The organism is Microvirga sp. CF3016 (genome assembly GCF_036314085.1).
Taxonomy (GTDB): domain Bacteria; phylum Pseudomonadota; class Alphaproteobacteria; order Rhizobiales; family Beijerinckiaceae; genus Microvirga.
In genome coordinates, this window is record NZ_JAYGGM010000003.1 from 127,450 (window position 1) to 143,972 (window position 16,523).

Here is a 16,523-nt window from a genome sequence, read left to right on the forward strand (position 1 = left end):
CAGTACTTCCACAACTGTTCCTAGTGCGGAATGTTCAATGCTCTTTGTCGATTACGAAACCAAAGCCGCCGAGGCCGATACGACTTTCACCGCGGAAGTGTCGGCGCCAACCGGCAGAGACTCGTTGATGCGCCGGAAGGTGGCAAGCGCCTGACCGACGATCTGGTCCATGTTGTAGTAGCGATAGGTGGCCAGACGGCCCACGAACCACACGTCCGGCGTTGCCAGGGCAAGCCTCTCGTATTTCTTGAACAGCTCCTGATTTTCCGCCTTCGGGATCGGATAATAGGGATCCCCCTCGGCGGAGGGATATTCGTAAGTCAATGCCGTCTTGGCGTGTTCCTGCCCCGTCAGGTGCTTGTATTCCGTGACGCGAGTGTAGTCATGCGTCTGCGGGTAGTTCACGACGCCCACGGGCTGATGCCAGGCCTTGTCGAGGGTGATGTGCTCGAAGCGGAGCGAGCGATAGGGCAGCTTGCCGAACTGGAAGTTGAAATATTCATCGATCGGCCCGCAATAGATGACGCGGCGATGGGGGACGACGTTCTTCACATCGTCGTATTCGGTCTGCGTCATGATATGGATGTTCGGATGGCTCACCATCTTCTCGAACATCCGGGTGTAGCCGTGCTTGGGCATGAACTGGAACTCGTCCGTGAAATAACGGTCGTCCCGGTTCGTGCGCGTCGGCACGCGGGAGGTCACCGACTTGTCGAGCTCTGACGGATCAAGCCCCCATTGCTTGCGCGTATAGCCGCGGAAGAACTTCTCGTAGAGTTCGCGCCCCACGACGGAGACCACGACGTCTTCCGAGGTCTTGATCTCACCGATCTGCTCCGCCCGCTCGGCAAACCAGTCCTGCAATTGCTCGGACGTGAGATTCAGCCCGTAGAGCTTGTTGACGGTGTCTAGGTTGATCGGGATCGGCACGAGCATGCCGTCCACTTCCGCCAGAACCCGGTGCTCGTAGAAGCGCCATTCCGTGAAGCGGGAAAGATAGTCGAAGATCTGCTTGGAATTGGTATGGAAGATGTGCGGGCCATATTGGTGGATGAGCAGGCCGTCATCGTCATAGCGATCATAAGCATTGCCGCCGATATGCGGGCGGCGGTCGATCAGAAGAACACGTTCGTTGCGCTCGGTGGCAAGTCGTTCCGCCAGAACGCTGCCTGCAAAGCCGGCGCCGACAATCAACCAATCATACATTCCAGATCACTCCGCAGGCGTGGTGGCATAAACGGGAAGGGACGAGGCAGGACGGTCGGCCGTCGTATCGCCGGTCGCATCCAGCATGAGCTTGTGCATGTTGGCCCAGGTCTTGTCCCAGGACCCGGCTGCCAGGTGACGATCGACCTTGGCGAGCCAGGCCTCCTTCGGCCGGGCCAGAATGGTCTCGACCTTGGCAACCACCTCCTTCGCGTCCTTGGCGATTTCGACGAGCCCTTTCTCGCCGTAAGGCCGCACCACGTCGGTGATCGGCGTCGAGACGACCGGAACACCAGCCGCGAGAAATTCCGGCGTCTTCGTCGGGCTGATGAACTTCGTCGCCTCGTTCAGGGCGAAATTCATAAAGCCCACATCCCAGCCGGACAGGTAATGCGGCAGCTCGTTGTAGGACTTTCCCCCGAGCCAATGAATGTTGGGCCGCTGCGGCAGGGTCGAGGGATCGATCTTCACGACAGGGCCGATCATCACGAAGTTCCAATCAGGGCGCAGATCGGCAACCTCGGCCAAGAGGTCGATATCCATGCGCTCGTCGACGACCCCGAAGAAGCCGAGGCGGACATGCGGGATCTTCGCCTGATCGTCAGGATCCTTGTCGATCGAGCGCGCTTGGGAGAAGTGCTGGAAGTCGATGGAGGATGGGAATCCGTGAACGCTGCGATGGCGATGACGCTTGGCCTCGTAGAGGCTCATGCCGCCCGTGAAGACCAGATCGCACCGGGCGAACAGAGCATTTTCCAGGTCGAGCAGTTCCTGCGACGCGCCACGGAAGAGCGAGAGTTCGTCCATGTTGTCGTAGACGCAAAGGTCGCATTCGAGATCGCTGGTAAAGGCCATGGCCATCGGCGTATAGTACCAGAACACGCGCGGGCCCTTGGCCTCGCGGCCGATCAGATCCTCGATTAGATCGTGCTGCTCGGCGATGATATCCTCATGGGACAGGCCCTCGGGGAGGATGGGCACAGCGATGGCGACGCCCTGAGGCCGGTCGCTCACATCCATATGAGGTTTTGCGCCCGCCTTGAACATCGGCTCTTCGATGATCAGCACATCGTAATGCTTGACGGCGCGGCTCAGGAGATGCTGAGGGCGCTGCCAGACGAAATCCCAGCGGAGATGGGAGAAACAGACGAGGAGCGGCTTTTCTGAATCGGCTTTGACGGGCGAACGAAGGGCATAGGTCTGCGTCATCAAACGCTCATGCATAGCGCCATCCTCGAATACAGGTGTGTTGTCGCGGTCGGACGGAAGAACACGGCCCGGGGTGAATAAAGCGATGTCTTAAGTGAAGCGCACCAACGAAGGGTCGTGGTCGCAATCGATTACACAACGCAGACGGGGCCGTTTGGTTCCATCTGTGTTCATCTTCCTGAACGCCTATTCATGGCTATAGCCAGCATCACTTCTTCTCGAGCATCAGTGTTCCTTGCTTTTGGATGAAGGTCTTGGCCTTCTCTGCCACCATGGCAAGGATCCACGGCAACTGCACTTCGACTCGCACCTGATCCTGCATCACTTCCAGGTGCCCATTGATGTTCTGTCCCATGGCCCCAACGCGAAAATCCATGCGATTTCCGTTCCAGCTCTCGTCGATGGACGCAACCTTGTCGCCGAACTGGGATTTCAGGCTCGTCATGCCGCCATGAAGGCGGCGCATGGCCTCAGCCTGGCCGAGATTATGAGGAATGGAAACGATCAGTGGCTTGGCCATTGGGGTGCTCCGCTTTTCAACGACAAGCGAAGCAGTGCAGGTCAGGTTCCCTCGTCCGGACCTGATCCGGACGAGGGAAATCGGCTCTCCGCAATTTGAGCTACAGCATTTCCACCTTGATCGCGCGAATCACGATGGTTTCCTGCTCGAACCGGCGTTCCAACTCGGCGCGGTATCGCTCCCACCAGGGATGATCGAGCTCTCGGGCCATGACTTCGAACACCACGATATCGTCATGGGACGTATGGCCGCCCTCCTTCCAGACCCCGTGGGCCGGCGCGCGCGTGAAGCTTGTTATGCCGCCGAATCGCTCGGACAGCTCTGTGCGGACCCGCCCATAGGCGGCGCCGTCGAAGCGGCGGCCGGCATTGTCGGCGAGCGGCAGAAGAATTTGAACCAGGTGCATGGACATCCCCTGAGGCGCCATAAGCTGGCGCAGGAAAATAGTTCAGGGGAAGGAAAAGGCGAGGCCCAGGACAGGTCAGGCCTGCAAAGCGGCAAACAGCGCGCGATCTGCTTCCGGCCAATCGTCGTCGGCCCGATAACGACCCGATGGTTTCGAGACGCGCCACGGACAAGCCGTAGACGCGTGAATCGCCTCCGAAGGACGCAAGCGACGCGCGGTGCCGTCTGCCTGTATTTCATCCACGACGACGAAGCCGAAGATGGTGAGGCGCGTTGCCATCACCTTGGTCTCGCGATCGCCTGCCTCGATAGGCAGAGAGCCTGCGGCATAAACCGCATCCATCAGGCTCCGTTGATCGCGGCGGGGATTGGCCGACGAGCGCGCGCCCGGAAAGCGGATGACGTTCGTCAGCTGAGACGAGTTCGATTCCATGTAAGCAACCCTTGGTCCCGAATCGAGCCAAGAATCGCCGCAATGGATTAAGAAGGGCCTAATCGAGCCTGTGCAGAGAAACGTAACCGGTCCCGGTGGATGTCAGCCCAAGCGCCTGAGCCGGACCCTTGGCGAGATCGATGATTCGTCGGTGAGCGAAAGGACCGCGGTCGTTCACTCGGACGACGATCGAACGGCCATTGGTTTCGTTCACGACCTTGAGCCTCGTGCCGAACGGCAGAGAGCGGTGGGCGGCCGTCATGTCGTAGGAATTGAAACGCTCGCCGCTGGCGGTCTTGCGGCCGTGGAATCCGGGACCGTACCAGGAGGCGGTGCCACGCTGAAAGGCTTTGCCGGTCTCGATATTCGTCTGTGCGATGGATCCGGTGATGGACGGGTCGTTCGAGGCGGTTGTATTGCAGGCTGCTACAAGAAGAAGAGGCATCATCGCAGATGCCCGGGTGAGGATGTTCTTCAAAGACAGTCTCCCCTTCCATTTCGATTGGAAGTGAAACTGAGCCTTAAAAAGGCAAGAATAAGGCGCTATGAAATTTTTCTACGTTCGCTCATCCTTCAGGATTATAAAATACTCGCAGAACTAGCCTGAGACAGGCTTTCGCTCGAAAATTATAGCCTGAATAACGTTACTTTTCTGGACGGGAAAGCTTCACCTTTTCGTGATCCAACAGGAAGGCCACTGGCCGAGAGCGCGGGCCGGTCTAGTTCAGACATCCGTTGTTCCACGTCAGCCGGGGCCCACCATCCATGGTCACATCCTCCCCATCGCAGCCTGTTGCGGTCGTCGGGGCAGGCCCTGGAGGTCTGGCCTCCGCCATGCTGCTGGCGCGGGAGGGCATCCCGGTCACCGTGTTCGAGCGTGAGCCCGCGGTGGGCGGACGAACCCGCACGATCCATGCGCCCGGCGGCTACAAGTTCGATATCGGCCCAACCTTTTTCCTTTACCCGCGCGTTCTGAAGGACATCTTCGAGGCGTGCGGCGAGCGGCTGGAGGACCACATCGAACTCAAGCGCCTCGACCCGCAATACCACCTCATCTTCGAGGGCGGCGGGTCCATCCGTGCCACGTATGATCTGGATCGGCTTGAGCAGGAGATCGCACGCCTCGCGCCCGCCGATGCACGCAACGTGCGCCGGTTCCTCGACGACAATCGCGACAAGTTCGAAGCCTTTCGGCCGGTGCTGGAACAGGCCTTCTCAAGCCCGGCAGATCTCTTCTCGCCGGCAATGCTCGCTGCCTTGCCGAAGCTGAGGCCCTTCTCCAGCGTCGACAGCGATCTCAAACGCTACTTTGCCGATCCGCGTGTGCGTCTCGCGTTTTCATTCCAGACGAAGTATCTCGGCATGTCGCCGTTCCAGTGCCCGAGCCTGTTCACGATCTTGTCGTTTCTGGAATACGAGCACGGCGTCTTTCATCCCATGGGCGGCTGCGGCGCCGTCTCGGAGGCGATGGCCAATGTGGCGCGCAAAATGGGCGTCGACATCCGCTTGAACACACCGGTAGACCGTATTCTCTACGACGGCGGCGAGGCCGTCGGCCTCGAAGCAGGCGGGGAGAAATTCGCCGCAGGCTCCATTGTCGTGAACGGCGACTTCGGCCATGCCATGCGGCACCTCGTGCCGGAATCCATGCGCCCGCGCTGGACGAACAAGAAGCTCGATCGCGCAAAAATCTCGTGCTCGACCTTCATGCTCTATCTCGGCATCGAGGGCGACGTCGGCGATCTGGCGCATCACACGATCCTGCTGTCGCGGGATTACGAGCGCAATATTCACGAGATCACGAGCGGCATCCTGCCGGACGGGCCGTCGATCTATGTGCATCATGCCGGCGTCACCGACCCGTCACTGGCTCCCAAGGGTCACACGAGCCTCTATGTGCTTGTGCCCGTGCCGAACCTGCGTTGCGGGATCGATTGGACCAGCGAGGCGCCGCGCTACCGCAAGCTGGCGCTGGACCGGCTGAAGGTGCTTGGACTTGGGGATATCGAAAGCCGCATCCGTTATGAGCGAGTGGTGACGCCGCGCGGCTGGCAGGACGATTTCGCCGTGTTCGAGGGCGCCACCTTCAACCTCGCGCACAATCTCACGCAAATGCTCTACTTCCGGCCGCACAATCGCTTCGGCCGCAACGTCTACCTGGTCGGCGGCGGCACGCATCCGGGCAGCGGCCTTCCCGTGATCTATGAGGGTGCACGCATCACGACGCGCCTGCTGCTTGAGGATCGGGAACGCCGCAAAGCAGGCGACCGCAGCCTGGAGCCTACCGTCACGCCGCTCGGCGAAGCGACGCTATAGAGGAGTACCGGATGAGACACGTTGGACTGACGGCTGCTCTTTTCCTCTCCGTCTCATCCGCCCACGCGGCAACGCTGACGATCCGCGCGGAAGGCGTCCAGCCGGACCAGAACATGGTCTATGCCGGGATCTGCGACACGAGCTTCGAAGAGATCACTTGTCCCTACAAGGATCGCGGCCAAGCCAGGTCGGGAACGGTGGAACTGCGGATCAGGAACGTGAAGCCTGGCTCCTATGCCATCGCCGTCTTTCACGACATCAACGGCAACGGCAGGCTCGACCGCAGCTTCATCGGCCTGCCCAACGAGCCTTACGGCTTCTCGAACGATGTCGGCCGTCGTGGCCCTCCCAGCTTCGAGGCCGCCCGGATCGTGGTCAAAGAACCCGCGACGACGGTCGTGATCCCGATCCGATAGGGCCGTTATGCTGTGGCGCGCCTATGCTCTCCTGTCTCATGGAGGAGACCGCATCGGGCTCGGCTCCATCGGCCCTGCATCCTGGCAGCGACCGGTCACTCCGTCGTTTCGGCGTTCGGTCGACGTGCTGAAAGTTCTTGAAGAGGCCGATCGCGCCATCTGGTCGGCCAGCGCGCTTTCAGCGTGCGCCGAGAGCGGTCTTCTCGCTCATCTCGGCAGGCCCGCGGAGATCGACGAATTGGCGCGGGCCGCCTCGCTGCCGCCCGCGCTCGTAGGAACCTTGATCGACGTTCTCGCGAGCTATGGATTCGTGGTGTGGGAGCGGAGTCGCGTTCGAGCAGCCCCTCCCCTGATGCCTTTCACCACGCCCGAGGGCATGCTGACGTTCCGGGCCTCCCTTCGGGCTCCCCTCCTACAAGCCGACAGCTTTCGGCGCAGACTTGCCGACGGTACCCTCACCCTCGACGGATGGACCCATACGGACGAAGCGATCATCGAGGCGCAAGGGCTCCTGACCCGGCTCTGGACCACCCGGGCTCTGCCGAAGCTGAAGTTCCTGCCGGGCCTCGTCTCCCGTCTTGAAAGGCCTGGTGCGGGCCTGCTGGACGTGGGCGCGGGCGCTGCAGGCCTCTCGATTGCGCTCTGCGAACATTTTCCGCATTTGACGGCAGTCGCTCTCGAGCCTGCGCCACGCCCGGCTGCGATCGGACACCGGCATGTGCAGGAGGCCGGCCTTGCCGCTCGCATCGCCGTTCGGCAGGAGCGCGTGGAGGATCTCAGGGACGAGAAGGCCTTCGACCTCGCCTTCCTGCCGCAGATGTTCCTGCCCGAGGCCGTTCTCCAAGGCGCGATGGAGAGGATCTTCCGCTCCTTGCGGCCCGGCGGCTGGCTCCTCGTCGCGGTTCTGTCCTCCGAGGGGCGCGGCACGATCTCTGCGATCAACCGGCTGAAGAACCTGCTCTGGGGCGGGGGCATGCGCGACGTGAACCATCTGAAGCCACGCTTGGCGGCTGCGGGGTTCGACCCGGTGATCCGTGCGCCAAGCGGACATTCGCTTCGGATGATCTGCGCTCGCCGCCCAAACCTTCGTGAACCGCCTTGAACTGGCCCATACCCTTCCTAGAACCAACTCGATTGGACGCAGACCCATGACGGATGGGCTCGTGCCTTGCGGGAGGGATGCGTGAGCGCTCGACAGACTTCGGTTGCCGTTATCGGCGGAGGATTGGGCGGATTGGCGGCCGCCTGTGTCGCGGCGGCTCGCGGACACAAGGTCACCTTGTACGACAAGAACACCTGGATCGGCGGCAAGGCGGCAGTTTTGCACGAAGACGGCTTTCGCTTCGACATGGGGCCGACGATCCTGACCGTGCCTCGGGTTCTGGAGCGCATCTTCGCAGAAGCCGACCGCAACCTCTCCGACTACGTCGACCTCGTGCGCCTCGATCCGCAATGGCGCTGTTTCTTCGATGACGGAACGCAGATCGATCTCCAGGAAAACATCGACGCCATGGCTGAGGCCATGGATCGCTTCGCCCCTGGAAAGAATGCCGGCGAAGGATACAAGCGCTTCCAGGGCATCTCCGCCCACCTTCACGACATCTCGAACCGGTTCTTCTTTTGGAAGCCGGTGGAGGATCTCTTCGACACCATCAACATCCGCGCCAACATGAATCCCGCAACCCTGCGGGATGTTCTGTCCCTGCGCATGGGCTCCTCCGTGGCCGGCACCATCCGGTCCAAGGTGAAGGACGAGCGCCTGGCGCAGATGCTCGACCATTTCACCCAATATGTCGGCTCCTCTCCCTATGGCTCGCCCGCGGTGCTCTGCGCCATCGCCCACATGCAGGCGGCGGACGGGGTATGGTACCCCATGGGCGGCACCCGTGCAGTGGCGGAAGCCCTGGCAAAGCTCGCCAGCGAGCTGGGCGCTACGATCAGAACCGACAGCGATGTGGCATCGCTCAAAATCGACAATGGGGCGATCACAGGTCTTGTTCTGGCGAGCGGCGAGACGGTCGCTTACGATAACGTCATCTCCAACATGGATTCCATCCGCACCTACCGCGAGCTCGTGGGTGGCGAGGTGGGCGAGCATTACGCCCGGAAGGATTTCGAGCCCGCCTGCTCCGGCGTGGTTCTCTACCTCGGCCTGAACAAGCGCTATGATCACGTGCTCCACCACGATTTCGTGTTCTCCCGCGATCCGGAGGAGGAGTTCGACTTCATCTACCGGCGCGGCGAGCCCGCGCCCGATCCCACCTGCTATCTCGCGGCTCCGGCTGCCACCGATCCGAGCGTCGCGCCGGACGGCGGCGAGGCGCTCTATGTTCTCGTTCACACGCCTTACCTGCGCCCGCACCACGATTGGTCGCAGATGTTCCCAGCCTATCGGCAGGTGATCCTCGACAAGCTGAAACGGACGGCCGGCATGAGCGACATCGAGGAGCGCATCGTCGTCGAACGCCATCTCACGCCCCAGGACATCCACGACCGCTACAAGGTGCTCAACGGCGCGATCTACGGACTGGCGAGCCATGGCAAGTTCATGGGCGCTTTCAAGCCGGGCAATCGCAGCCGGCAGGTGCGCGGCCTCTATCTCGCTGGTGGCGCGGCCCACCCCGGCCCCGGCATGCCGATGGTCATGATGTCGGGCTGGATCGCCGCTGACGCCCTCGATGCGGATTGCAAGGTCGAGAATTTACGGAACGTGTCTTGAGGCAGAAAACGAGCAAGGCGGAGACGGAGCGCTCTTTCCCCAGTCGCGCGGGAGATTCTCCCGTCGCGCGCCGTTCTGCCCTGCTTCACCGCTTCATGGTCTCGACCTTTCGGCGCTATTTCACACGCCACATGAATGCCCTGCGGATCGCCTCATGGGGCATGCCGGATGAGCTCCGGCAAGGTCCCGTCATCGTCTATTCCAATCATCCGGCCTGGTGGGACGCGGCGGTCTACATCCTGACTGCCGACCGCTTCTTTCCGGCCTATGAGAGCTATGCGCCTATCGATGCCGCGATGCTGAAGCAATACGGCATCTTCGGCCGCATCGGCGCTTTCGGCGTCGATCTCGAAAGCCCGCGTGGTGCCGCGGATTTTCTGAAGGCTGGTGCAGAGATTCTCTCCGCCTCAGACCGCGCTCTCTGGATTACCGCGCAGGGACGCTTCAGTGACGTGCGTGAGCGTCCTCTCGGCCTCAAGCCCGGCGTCGCGCGCCTCGTCGAGCGCGCTCCCGATTGCATGGTCCTGCCGCTTGCCATTGAATACGGTTTCTGGCTGGAACGCGGAGCGGAGGCCTTCATCGCGTTCGGCGATCCCATGCGCGGGCAGGACCTTTTGAGCCTTGCGCGCCCTGCCCGCCTCGAGCGTCTTGAAAACGAACTGACTACGATGCTCGATCACCTGAGTGCCGACGTGCAGAGTCGCGACCCATCCCGATTCCGATCCGTGCTCGAAGGGCACGCCGGCGTCGGCGGCCTCTATGACGGATGGCGACGGATGGCGGCCGCCTTGCGCGGGCGCGTCTTCGATCCCTCCCATGAGGGACGCGCCTCATGATCGTGCTCGGCTTCATCCTGCTCGTGCTGGCCGCCATCCCGTTCGTGCTCGTGCTCATGAACCTGAGCATCCTGCGCTCAACACCACGCCAAGCGCCGCAAGGCGACGTCCTCGTCTCGATCCTTATTCCAGCCCGCAACGAGGCGAAGAATATCGGGTCCGCTCTCGATGCGGCGCTCGGCAGCATGGGCGTGCCTGTCGAAATCCTGGTGATGGATGACGGGTCGACGGATGAGACCGCTGCCATCGTCCGTGCCCATGCGGCCCGCGATCCCCGCGTGCGCCTTCTCACCGCGCCGCCGTTGGAGGAGGGATGGACGGGCAAGGTCCACGCCTGTCACCATCTCTCCGAGGCGGCGTACGGCACGCATTTTCTGTTCGTGGATGCGGATGTGCGCTTGGGCTCCCATGCGGCGGCCATGATGGCAGGTCACGCGCAGGCCACGGATTCCGGGCTCGTCAGCGCCGTCCCACGCCAGATCATGGTCACCCTCGGCGAGCTGCTGACGGTGCCGACGATCAATCTGCTGCTCCTCGGCTACCTTCCGATGGGCTTCATGCGCCTCTCCCGCGACCCTGGTCTGGGGGCGGCCTGCGGCCAGCTCATGCTCGTGGAGCGTGAAGCTTATCATGCGACCGGCGGCCACGCGGCGATCCGCTCCCGCATTCACGACGGTATCCAGCTGGCGCGGCTCTTCCGCCGCAAGGGAATCATGACGGATCTGCTACCAGGAGAAGATCTGGCCACCTGCCGCATGTATACCGGATTCGACGAGGCTTGGACGGGCTTCGCGAAGAATGCGCACGAAGGCATGGCGACACCGGTCGCACTGCCGGTCTGGAGCCTGCTTCTGCTCGGCGGCCATGTGCTACCATTCGTGCTTTTGCCGATTGCCGCCAATCCGCCGCTCGCCGGCGCAGCGCTTCTCTCGCTTGCCACACGCACTCTCGTGACCTTCGCGACGCGCGAGAATCCCTGGTCCATCCTCTTGCATTCGCTCACGACTCTGATTGGTCTCGCGATCCAGTGGAGCGTGCTCCTGGGGATCGGCCATGCCCGCCGCTCCAGCTGGAAGGGAAGGTTTTACCCGTTGGAGCAGAAGCCATGAACGCGAGTGCCGGGCAATCGTCGAAGCGGCCGCGGGACGAGAACTTTCCGGTGGCCTCGCTCGTCCTCTCGCCCGAGCACCGGGATGCGGTGCTCGCCTTCTACGGTTTCGCCCGCATGGCGGACGACATCGCCGATGCACCGGATCTCGCGGCTGCCGAGAAGCTGACGCGCCTCGACGCCCTCGAACAGGCCCTCGTCTCCGGCGACACGCGAGTTCCCGAGGCGGCGCGCCTGCATGCCGTCGACAGGCAGCACAAGGCCGGCCTGATCCAGGCCCGCGACCTGCTGCGCGCCTTCCGCCAGGACGTAGTCAAGGCGCGCTACCACGACTGGGCTGAGCTTACCGATTATTGCCGCTTCTCGGCCAATCCGGTCGGCCGATTCCTGCTGATCCTCCACGGCGAGCGTGGTGCCGCTCAAGGACCGGCCGATGCCCTGTGCACGGCGCTTCAAATCCTCAACCACGTTCAGGATTGCGGCAAGGATCGTGGGACGCTGGGTCGCATCTACATCCCGATCCGCTGGATGCTGAGCGCAGGATCCGAGACCGCCTTCTTCGATCCGGCGCGCATGGCTGTCCGCCGTGACGTCTTCGACGCCATGCTCGACCGGGTCGATGCACTGATCGATCAGGCGCAATCGCTGCCCGAGCATCTGCAGAACAAGCGCCTGCGGGCGCAGAGCATCGCGACCATCGCTCTCGCCAGACGTTTGAGCCAGCGTCTGCGGCAGGCTGATCCGGTTCTGGAGCACGTGCAGGTGAGCAAAGCCGATATCTGCACGGCGTTCCTGCGCGGGCTTGGCGGCACGGTCAGGAGGCCTTCTCCCGGCGATCGCCACGTCACCGCCGCGGTGGTGCGCCGTTCGGGCTCGTCCTTCCGCCTCGGCATGCAGAGTCTCGGGCCCGAGCGCCGCCGCGCCATTCATGCGGTCTATGCATTTTGCCGCGCGGTGGACGACATCGCCGACGGCGCAGCGCCCGCCTCCGAGAAGCGGGCCTTCCTGCGCGAGTGGCGGCGCGAACTCGACCGGCTGCACCGCGCGCCGGAAACGCCTATCGGGCGGGAACTCGCCCGTGCCTCGACCCTGTTCAAGCTGCCCATCGAGGAGTGCCACGCTCTGCTCGATGGAATGGAGACGGACAGTTCCGACCGCGTGCGCCTTCCGGGCGATTATGAGCTCGGCCTCTATGGCCGTCGCGTTGCAGGCTCGGTCGGGGCGCTGTCGATCCGCATCTTCGGCGTGCCCTCGGCCCATGACTTCGCGCTCAATCTCGGACGCACCCTGCAGCTCGTGAACATCCTGCGTGACGTGGACGAGGATGCCACTTGCGAACGGGTCTACGTTCCCCTCTCCCGGCTCGCGCAGCTCGGATTGCAAGACGCGCCGGCCCTCACGCTCGTTGCCGACCCTCGCTTCGCGCGCGTCTGCGAAAGCCTTGCCGAGGAAGCACGGACGGGTTTTGCGGCCGCGGACGCAGCCCTCATGAGCCTTGATCGCAAGGCCCTGAAACCGGCGATTCTAATGATGGAGAATTACCGGCGCGTGCTCGACCGGCTGCAGGCACGCGGCTGGGGCCTGCGCCAAGGCAAACTACGCCTAAGCACCGCCGACCGGCTGCATCTCATCACCCGTGCCATGAGGCCGGCATGACAAGGCGCACCCACATCGTCGGAGGCGGCATCGCGGGCCTGAGCGCAGCGCTCACTGTCACGGCCGATGGCGGCGAGGCGGTCGTCTACGAGGCGGCACCACAGCCTGGGGGACGTTGCCGGACGCTGCAGCCTGCCGACGGCTTCATTCATGACAACGGCACCCATGTGCTGTTCACGGCGAATGGACGGACCCTGGATCTCCTCAGAACCATCGGCGCTCGTGATCGATGGATCGAGCCCGAACCCAACGGGCTTCCGCTCTACGATGGGCGGACGAGGGAAATGCATCATGTGGGTCTCTCCCCATGGTCGTGGCTTTTCCCCTCCCGCCGTCCGCGTGGCCTGACGCTGCCCGATCTTGCGCGCATCCTGCGCCTCGTCTTCGCCGCGAAGGATAGCCCGGTCGCCTCCATCATCGGGGCGCGCCCGATCATGGACAGCCTGATCGAGCCTTTGACGGTGGCGGTGCTCAATACGCCAGCCACGCAGGCGTCCTCGCAACGACTTGCCTATGCTCTGCGACAGCTCGTCCGGCCGGGGGGCGGGCACCTCCTGGTGGCGAAGAACGGCTTGAGCGAAGACCTGATCGAGCCTGCGGTTGCCACTCTTGCGGCGAGGGGCGCCTCGGTTCTCCCCGGACAGCGCCTGCGCATGCTCCTGACGAGCCATGAGCGCGTCATCGGGCTGGCGCTGGCGGACCGCACCGTGATGCTCGGTCCCGGCGACCGGGTCATCCTGGCGCTCCCGCCTTATGAAGTCGAACGGCTGCTCCCCGGGCTGCCCGTGCCGACATCCTTCGAGCCCATCCTCAACGTTCACTACCGCATTCCAGGTTCGGCAAACCCGCGCTTCATCGGCTTTACAGGCATGCTGGCGCAATGGGCGCTGATCCGTCCCACCCATGTGAGCGTCACCGTCTCGGCCGCCGACGCGGTGGTCGACCACAGTGCCGCCGATGTGGCGACCAGAATTTGGCGCGAGATCGCGCCGGCGCTGCGCGACCTCGGACTCGAGGCGTCAGGCGACTGTCAACCTGAGAGTCGGGTGGTGAAGGAAAAGCGCGCGACGATCCGTCAGGCCGCGGAAATTCTCCCGCAGCCTCCCCTGCTTCCTCTCGCCAACCTCGCCTTGGCCGGGGATTGGCTCGGCTCCCTTCCCGCCACCATCGAGAGCGCCGTCATGGCCGGGGAGCACGCCGCATCCCTCCTGCGCCACGCCGGCTGCCTCCGCCCTTCCACTCCGCGCGCCCGCCCCTTGAAGACGGAGGATGCGGCATGATTCAGGACCACCCGTCGCTCACCGTGCTGCTCGCGGCGCCTCGCGGTTTCTGTGCCGGCGTCGAACGCGCCATTCGCGCCGTCGAGGACGCTCTCGAGCGGACCGGCAAGCCCGTCTACGTGCGTCACGAGATCGTGCATAACGGCCGCGTGGTGGAGGAGCTCAAGCGCAAGGGTGCGATCTTCGTCGAGCACATCGCCGAGATCCCGGATGGCGCCGTGGCCATCTTCAGCGCTCACGGCGTTCCCCGGGCCGTGGAGCGGGAGGCGGCGGGGCGCCAGCTCTCTGTGCTTGATGCCACCTGCCCGCTCGTGCGCCGCGTCCATCTTGAAGGACAGCGCCATGCCAAGGCCGGGCGGGAGGTCATTGTCATCGGCCATCGCGGCCATGTGGAGATCGAAGGGACGACCGGGCAGATCGACGGCATCGTCCATGTGATCGAGAGCGTCGCGGAGGCGCTGACCGTTCCCGTCACGGATCCGGAGCGCATCGCCTACATCACCCAGACGACCCTCTCCGTCGACGACACGCGCGAGATCATCGCGATCTTGAAGAGGCGCTTTCCGGCGATCCAGGGCCCCGACATCAAGACGATCTGCTACGCCACGCAGAACCGGCAGATGGCAGTGCGCGTGATCGCCAGGCGAGCGGAGCGGATCATCGTGTGCGGCGCGCGCAACTCATCGAACACGAACCGCCTGTGCGAGGTGGCCGCCAGCGAAGGGCGCCAGGCTCTCCTCCTGCAGGATCCGAATGACCTGACGCTCTCCTTCATCGACGGCGCCGCCGTGATCGGCCTGACCGCCGGTGCCTCCGCTCCCGAGGATCTGGTGCAGGAGGCCCTGGCCCGCCTCGCGCAGTGGCGCAGGCTCACCGTCGAAGAGGTGCGCGTGACCCATGAGGATGCGCAGTTCGCGCCCGTCGATCTCTCGCGCCTCGTGTCTCAGCTTGCGAACGCTTCCTGAACGTCCCGCGGCGTGGCCGTGACCAGCCCCAGCCTGTCGCGGCGCAGCCAGCGCCACAGCATCAGGCAGGCCACCACGGCGAGCCCGCTGGCAAGGCCGATCCAGATGCCGACGCCGCGCAGCGAGGTACCGAAGGCCAGGATGATGCCGAGCGGCAGGCCCACGCCCCAATAGCCGAACGCCGCATAGAGCATCGGCACCCGGGTATCCTGCAAGCCGCGCAGCATCCCGGCGCCGACCGCCTGCGCGCCATCCACGAGCTGGAAGATGGCGGCCACCACCAGGAAGGTACGCGCCAGCTCGATAACGAGCGCGTTCTTCGGGTCGTTCACATCCAGGAAGACACCGAGCAGGAGATGGGGCGCGAACAGCATGAGGGAGGCCGTGACGACCATGAAGCCGGTGCCGATCGCAAAGGAGGTCCAGCCGGCCCGGGTGACGCCCTCCGCATCCTGCGCCCCATAAGCCCGGCCTACCCGCACCGTCACGGCCTGTCCGATCCCGAGGGGCACGGAGAAGCAGAAGGACGCGATCTGCAGCGCGACGGCATGAGCGGCCAGTTCGCTCTCGCCGATCCGGCCCATGAGCATGGCGGCGGCATTGAAGATCGTGACCTCGAACATCAGCGTCAGGCCAATGGGAACGCCGATCCGCCACAGGGTGCGATAGCGCGGCCAATCGGCCCGCCAGAAGCGTCCGAAAACATGATAGCGCCTGAATTTCGGATGGAGGACGATCACGAGGGCAAGCCCAAGGAACATGAAGGTGCTCGAGAGGATCGTCCCGATGCCGACGCCGATCAGCCCCAGGGCCGGCAGGCCGAAGGAGCCGACCATCAGCACATAGGCCGCGCCGAAATTCACCGGAATGGCGAGGAGGCCGATGAACAGGGCCCAGCCGGGGCGCTCCAGCGCCGCCAGGAAGGAGCGCAGCACCAGGAAGAACAGGAACGGCAGAAGGCTCCATTGCAGCGCACGGATATACTGACCCGCATTGTGAGCAAGCCCCGGCTCCTGCCCGATGGCGAGAAGAATCGCCTCTCCGTTCCAGGCCACGATCCAGATCGGAATGGCCACGGTGACGCAGGCCCACAGGCCCTGGCGGACCGTGCGCCGCACCTCGCGCACGGAATGGCGCTTGCGGCCGAGCTCCTCGGCGATCATCGGCGAGGTCGCGTTGACGAGGCCGATGCCGAAGATCAGGAAGGCGAAATAGAGATTCGTGCCCAACGCGCCCGCCGCGAGGGCCTCGGACCCCATCCAGCCCATCAGGACGACGTCGGACGTGATCAGGGCGTTCTGCGCCACGGTGGCGAGCACCAGAGGCCAGCCGAGGGACAGGGTCGCGCGCAGCTCCGCCATCCAGTCGGCGCGTTCGGTCGGGGAGGTGTGAGGAATCATGGTAGCGGGCTTGTAACCGGCCCACGGCCGGAAAGCCACACCCGGAGCGTCGTG

Annotated in this window: 16 protein-coding genes; 9 read left to right on the forward strand and 7 right to left on the reverse strand. The window is 63.7% G+C overall.

Annotated features, from left to right (window positions below; genetic code table 11):
• Positions 1–51: 51 nt before the first annotated feature.
• The 6 genes from glf to VB672_RS05135 all read right to left on the reverse strand — a co-directional run bounded on the left by glf (position 52) and on the right by VB672_RS05135 (position 4,251).
• Positions 52–1,206 carry a UDP-galactopyranose mutase gene (gene glf, locus VB672_RS05110; RefSeq protein WP_329783102.1) on the reverse strand — a complete coding sequence of 385 codons (1,155 nt, stop codon included), beginning with the start codon at positions 1,204–1,206 and terminating at the stop codon, positions 52–54.
• A 6-nt stretch (positions 1,207–1,212) separates the two neighbouring features.
• Positions 1,213–2,415, reverse strand: coding sequence for a glycosyltransferase family protein (locus VB672_RS05115; protein WP_329783103.1), 1,203 nt, complete (start codon positions 2,413–2,415; stop codon positions 1,213–1,215).
• 208 nt (positions 2,416–2,623) lie between these two features.
• On the reverse strand, positions 2,624–2,935 hold the full coding sequence (locus VB672_RS05120; RefSeq protein WP_329783104.1) for a polyhydroxyalkanoic acid system family protein: 312 nt from the start codon (positions 2,933–2,935) through the stop codon (positions 2,624–2,626).
• A gap of 100 nt (positions 2,936–3,035) precedes the next feature.
• Entirely contained in the window at positions 3,036–3,341 is a 306-nt protein-coding gene (locus VB672_RS05125) for a hypothetical protein (protein ID WP_329783105.1), read from the reverse strand.
• A 75-nt stretch (positions 3,342–3,416) separates the two neighbouring features.
• Entirely contained in the window at positions 3,417–3,773 is a 357-nt protein-coding gene (locus VB672_RS05130) for a hypothetical protein (protein ID WP_329783106.1), read from the reverse strand.
• A gap of 58 nt (positions 3,774–3,831) precedes the next feature.
• The gene (locus tag VB672_RS05135; protein ID WP_329783107.1) at positions 3,832–4,251 is read right to left on the reverse strand and encodes a septal ring lytic transglycosylase RlpA family protein; all 420 of its coding nucleotides are present in this window, start codon (positions 4,249–4,251) and stop codon (positions 3,832–3,834) included.
• A gap of 287 nt (positions 4,252–4,538) precedes the next feature.
• Here VB672_RS05135 and crtI point away from each other — a divergent pair, with 287 nt between their 5' ends.
• From crtI to ispH, 9 genes are all read left to right on the forward strand, one after another.
• Positions 4,539–6,089 carry a phytoene desaturase family protein gene (crtI, locus tag VB672_RS05140; RefSeq protein ID WP_329783108.1) on the forward strand — a complete coding sequence of 517 codons (1,551 nt, stop codon included), beginning with the start codon at positions 4,539–4,541 and terminating at the stop codon, positions 6,087–6,089.
• A gap of 11 nt (positions 6,090–6,100) precedes the next feature.
• Entirely contained in the window at positions 6,101–6,505 is a 405-nt protein-coding gene (locus VB672_RS05145) for a DUF2141 domain-containing protein (protein ID WP_329783109.1), read from the forward strand.
• A 7-nt stretch (positions 6,506–6,512) separates the two neighbouring features.
• Entirely contained in the window at positions 6,513–7,607 is a 1,095-nt protein-coding gene (locus VB672_RS05150) for an SAM-dependent methyltransferase (RefSeq protein ID WP_329783110.1), read from the forward strand.
• Between the two features lie 81 nt (positions 7,608–7,688).
• Positions 7,689–9,224 carry a phytoene desaturase family protein gene (locus tag VB672_RS05155; protein WP_329783111.1) on the forward strand — a complete coding sequence of 512 codons (1,536 nt, stop codon included), beginning with the start codon at positions 7,689–7,691 and terminating at the stop codon, positions 9,222–9,224.
• 95 nt (positions 9,225–9,319) lie between these two features.
• A complete protein-coding gene (locus VB672_RS05160; RefSeq protein WP_329783337.1) occupies positions 9,320–10,060 on the forward strand; it encodes a lysophospholipid acyltransferase family protein in 741 nt (246 codons plus the stop codon).
• Entirely contained in the window at positions 10,057–11,169 is a 1,113-nt protein-coding gene (locus VB672_RS05165; protein WP_329783112.1) for a glycosyltransferase, read from the forward strand. Before VB672_RS05160 ends, VB672_RS05165 begins: the two co-directional genes overlap by 4 nt.
• On the forward strand, positions 11,166–12,824 hold the full coding sequence (locus VB672_RS05170) for a squalene/phytoene synthase family protein (protein WP_329783113.1): 1,659 nt from the start codon (positions 11,166–11,168) through the stop codon (positions 12,822–12,824). The genes VB672_RS05165 and VB672_RS05170 overlap by 4 nt, the downstream gene beginning before the upstream one ends.
• A complete protein-coding gene (locus VB672_RS05175; protein ID WP_329783114.1) occupies positions 12,821–14,104 on the forward strand; it encodes a hydroxysqualene dehydroxylase in 1,284 nt (427 codons plus the stop codon). Before VB672_RS05170 ends, VB672_RS05175 begins: the two co-directional genes overlap by 4 nt.
• Positions 14,101–15,069: a 4-hydroxy-3-methylbut-2-enyl diphosphate reductase gene (gene ispH / locus VB672_RS05180; RefSeq protein WP_329783115.1), complete on the forward strand. Its 969-nt coding sequence runs from the start codon at positions 14,101–14,103 to the stop codon at positions 15,067–15,069. The genes VB672_RS05175 and ispH overlap by 4 nt, the downstream gene beginning before the upstream one ends.
• Here ispH and VB672_RS05185 read toward each other — a convergent pair.
• The gene (locus VB672_RS05185) at positions 15,048–16,469 is read right to left on the reverse strand and encodes an MATE family efflux transporter (protein WP_329783116.1); all 1,422 of its coding nucleotides are present in this window, start codon (positions 16,467–16,469) and stop codon (positions 15,048–15,050) included. The genes ispH and VB672_RS05185 overlap by 22 nt on opposite strands.
• Between the last annotated feature and the right edge of the window lie 54 nt (positions 16,470–16,523).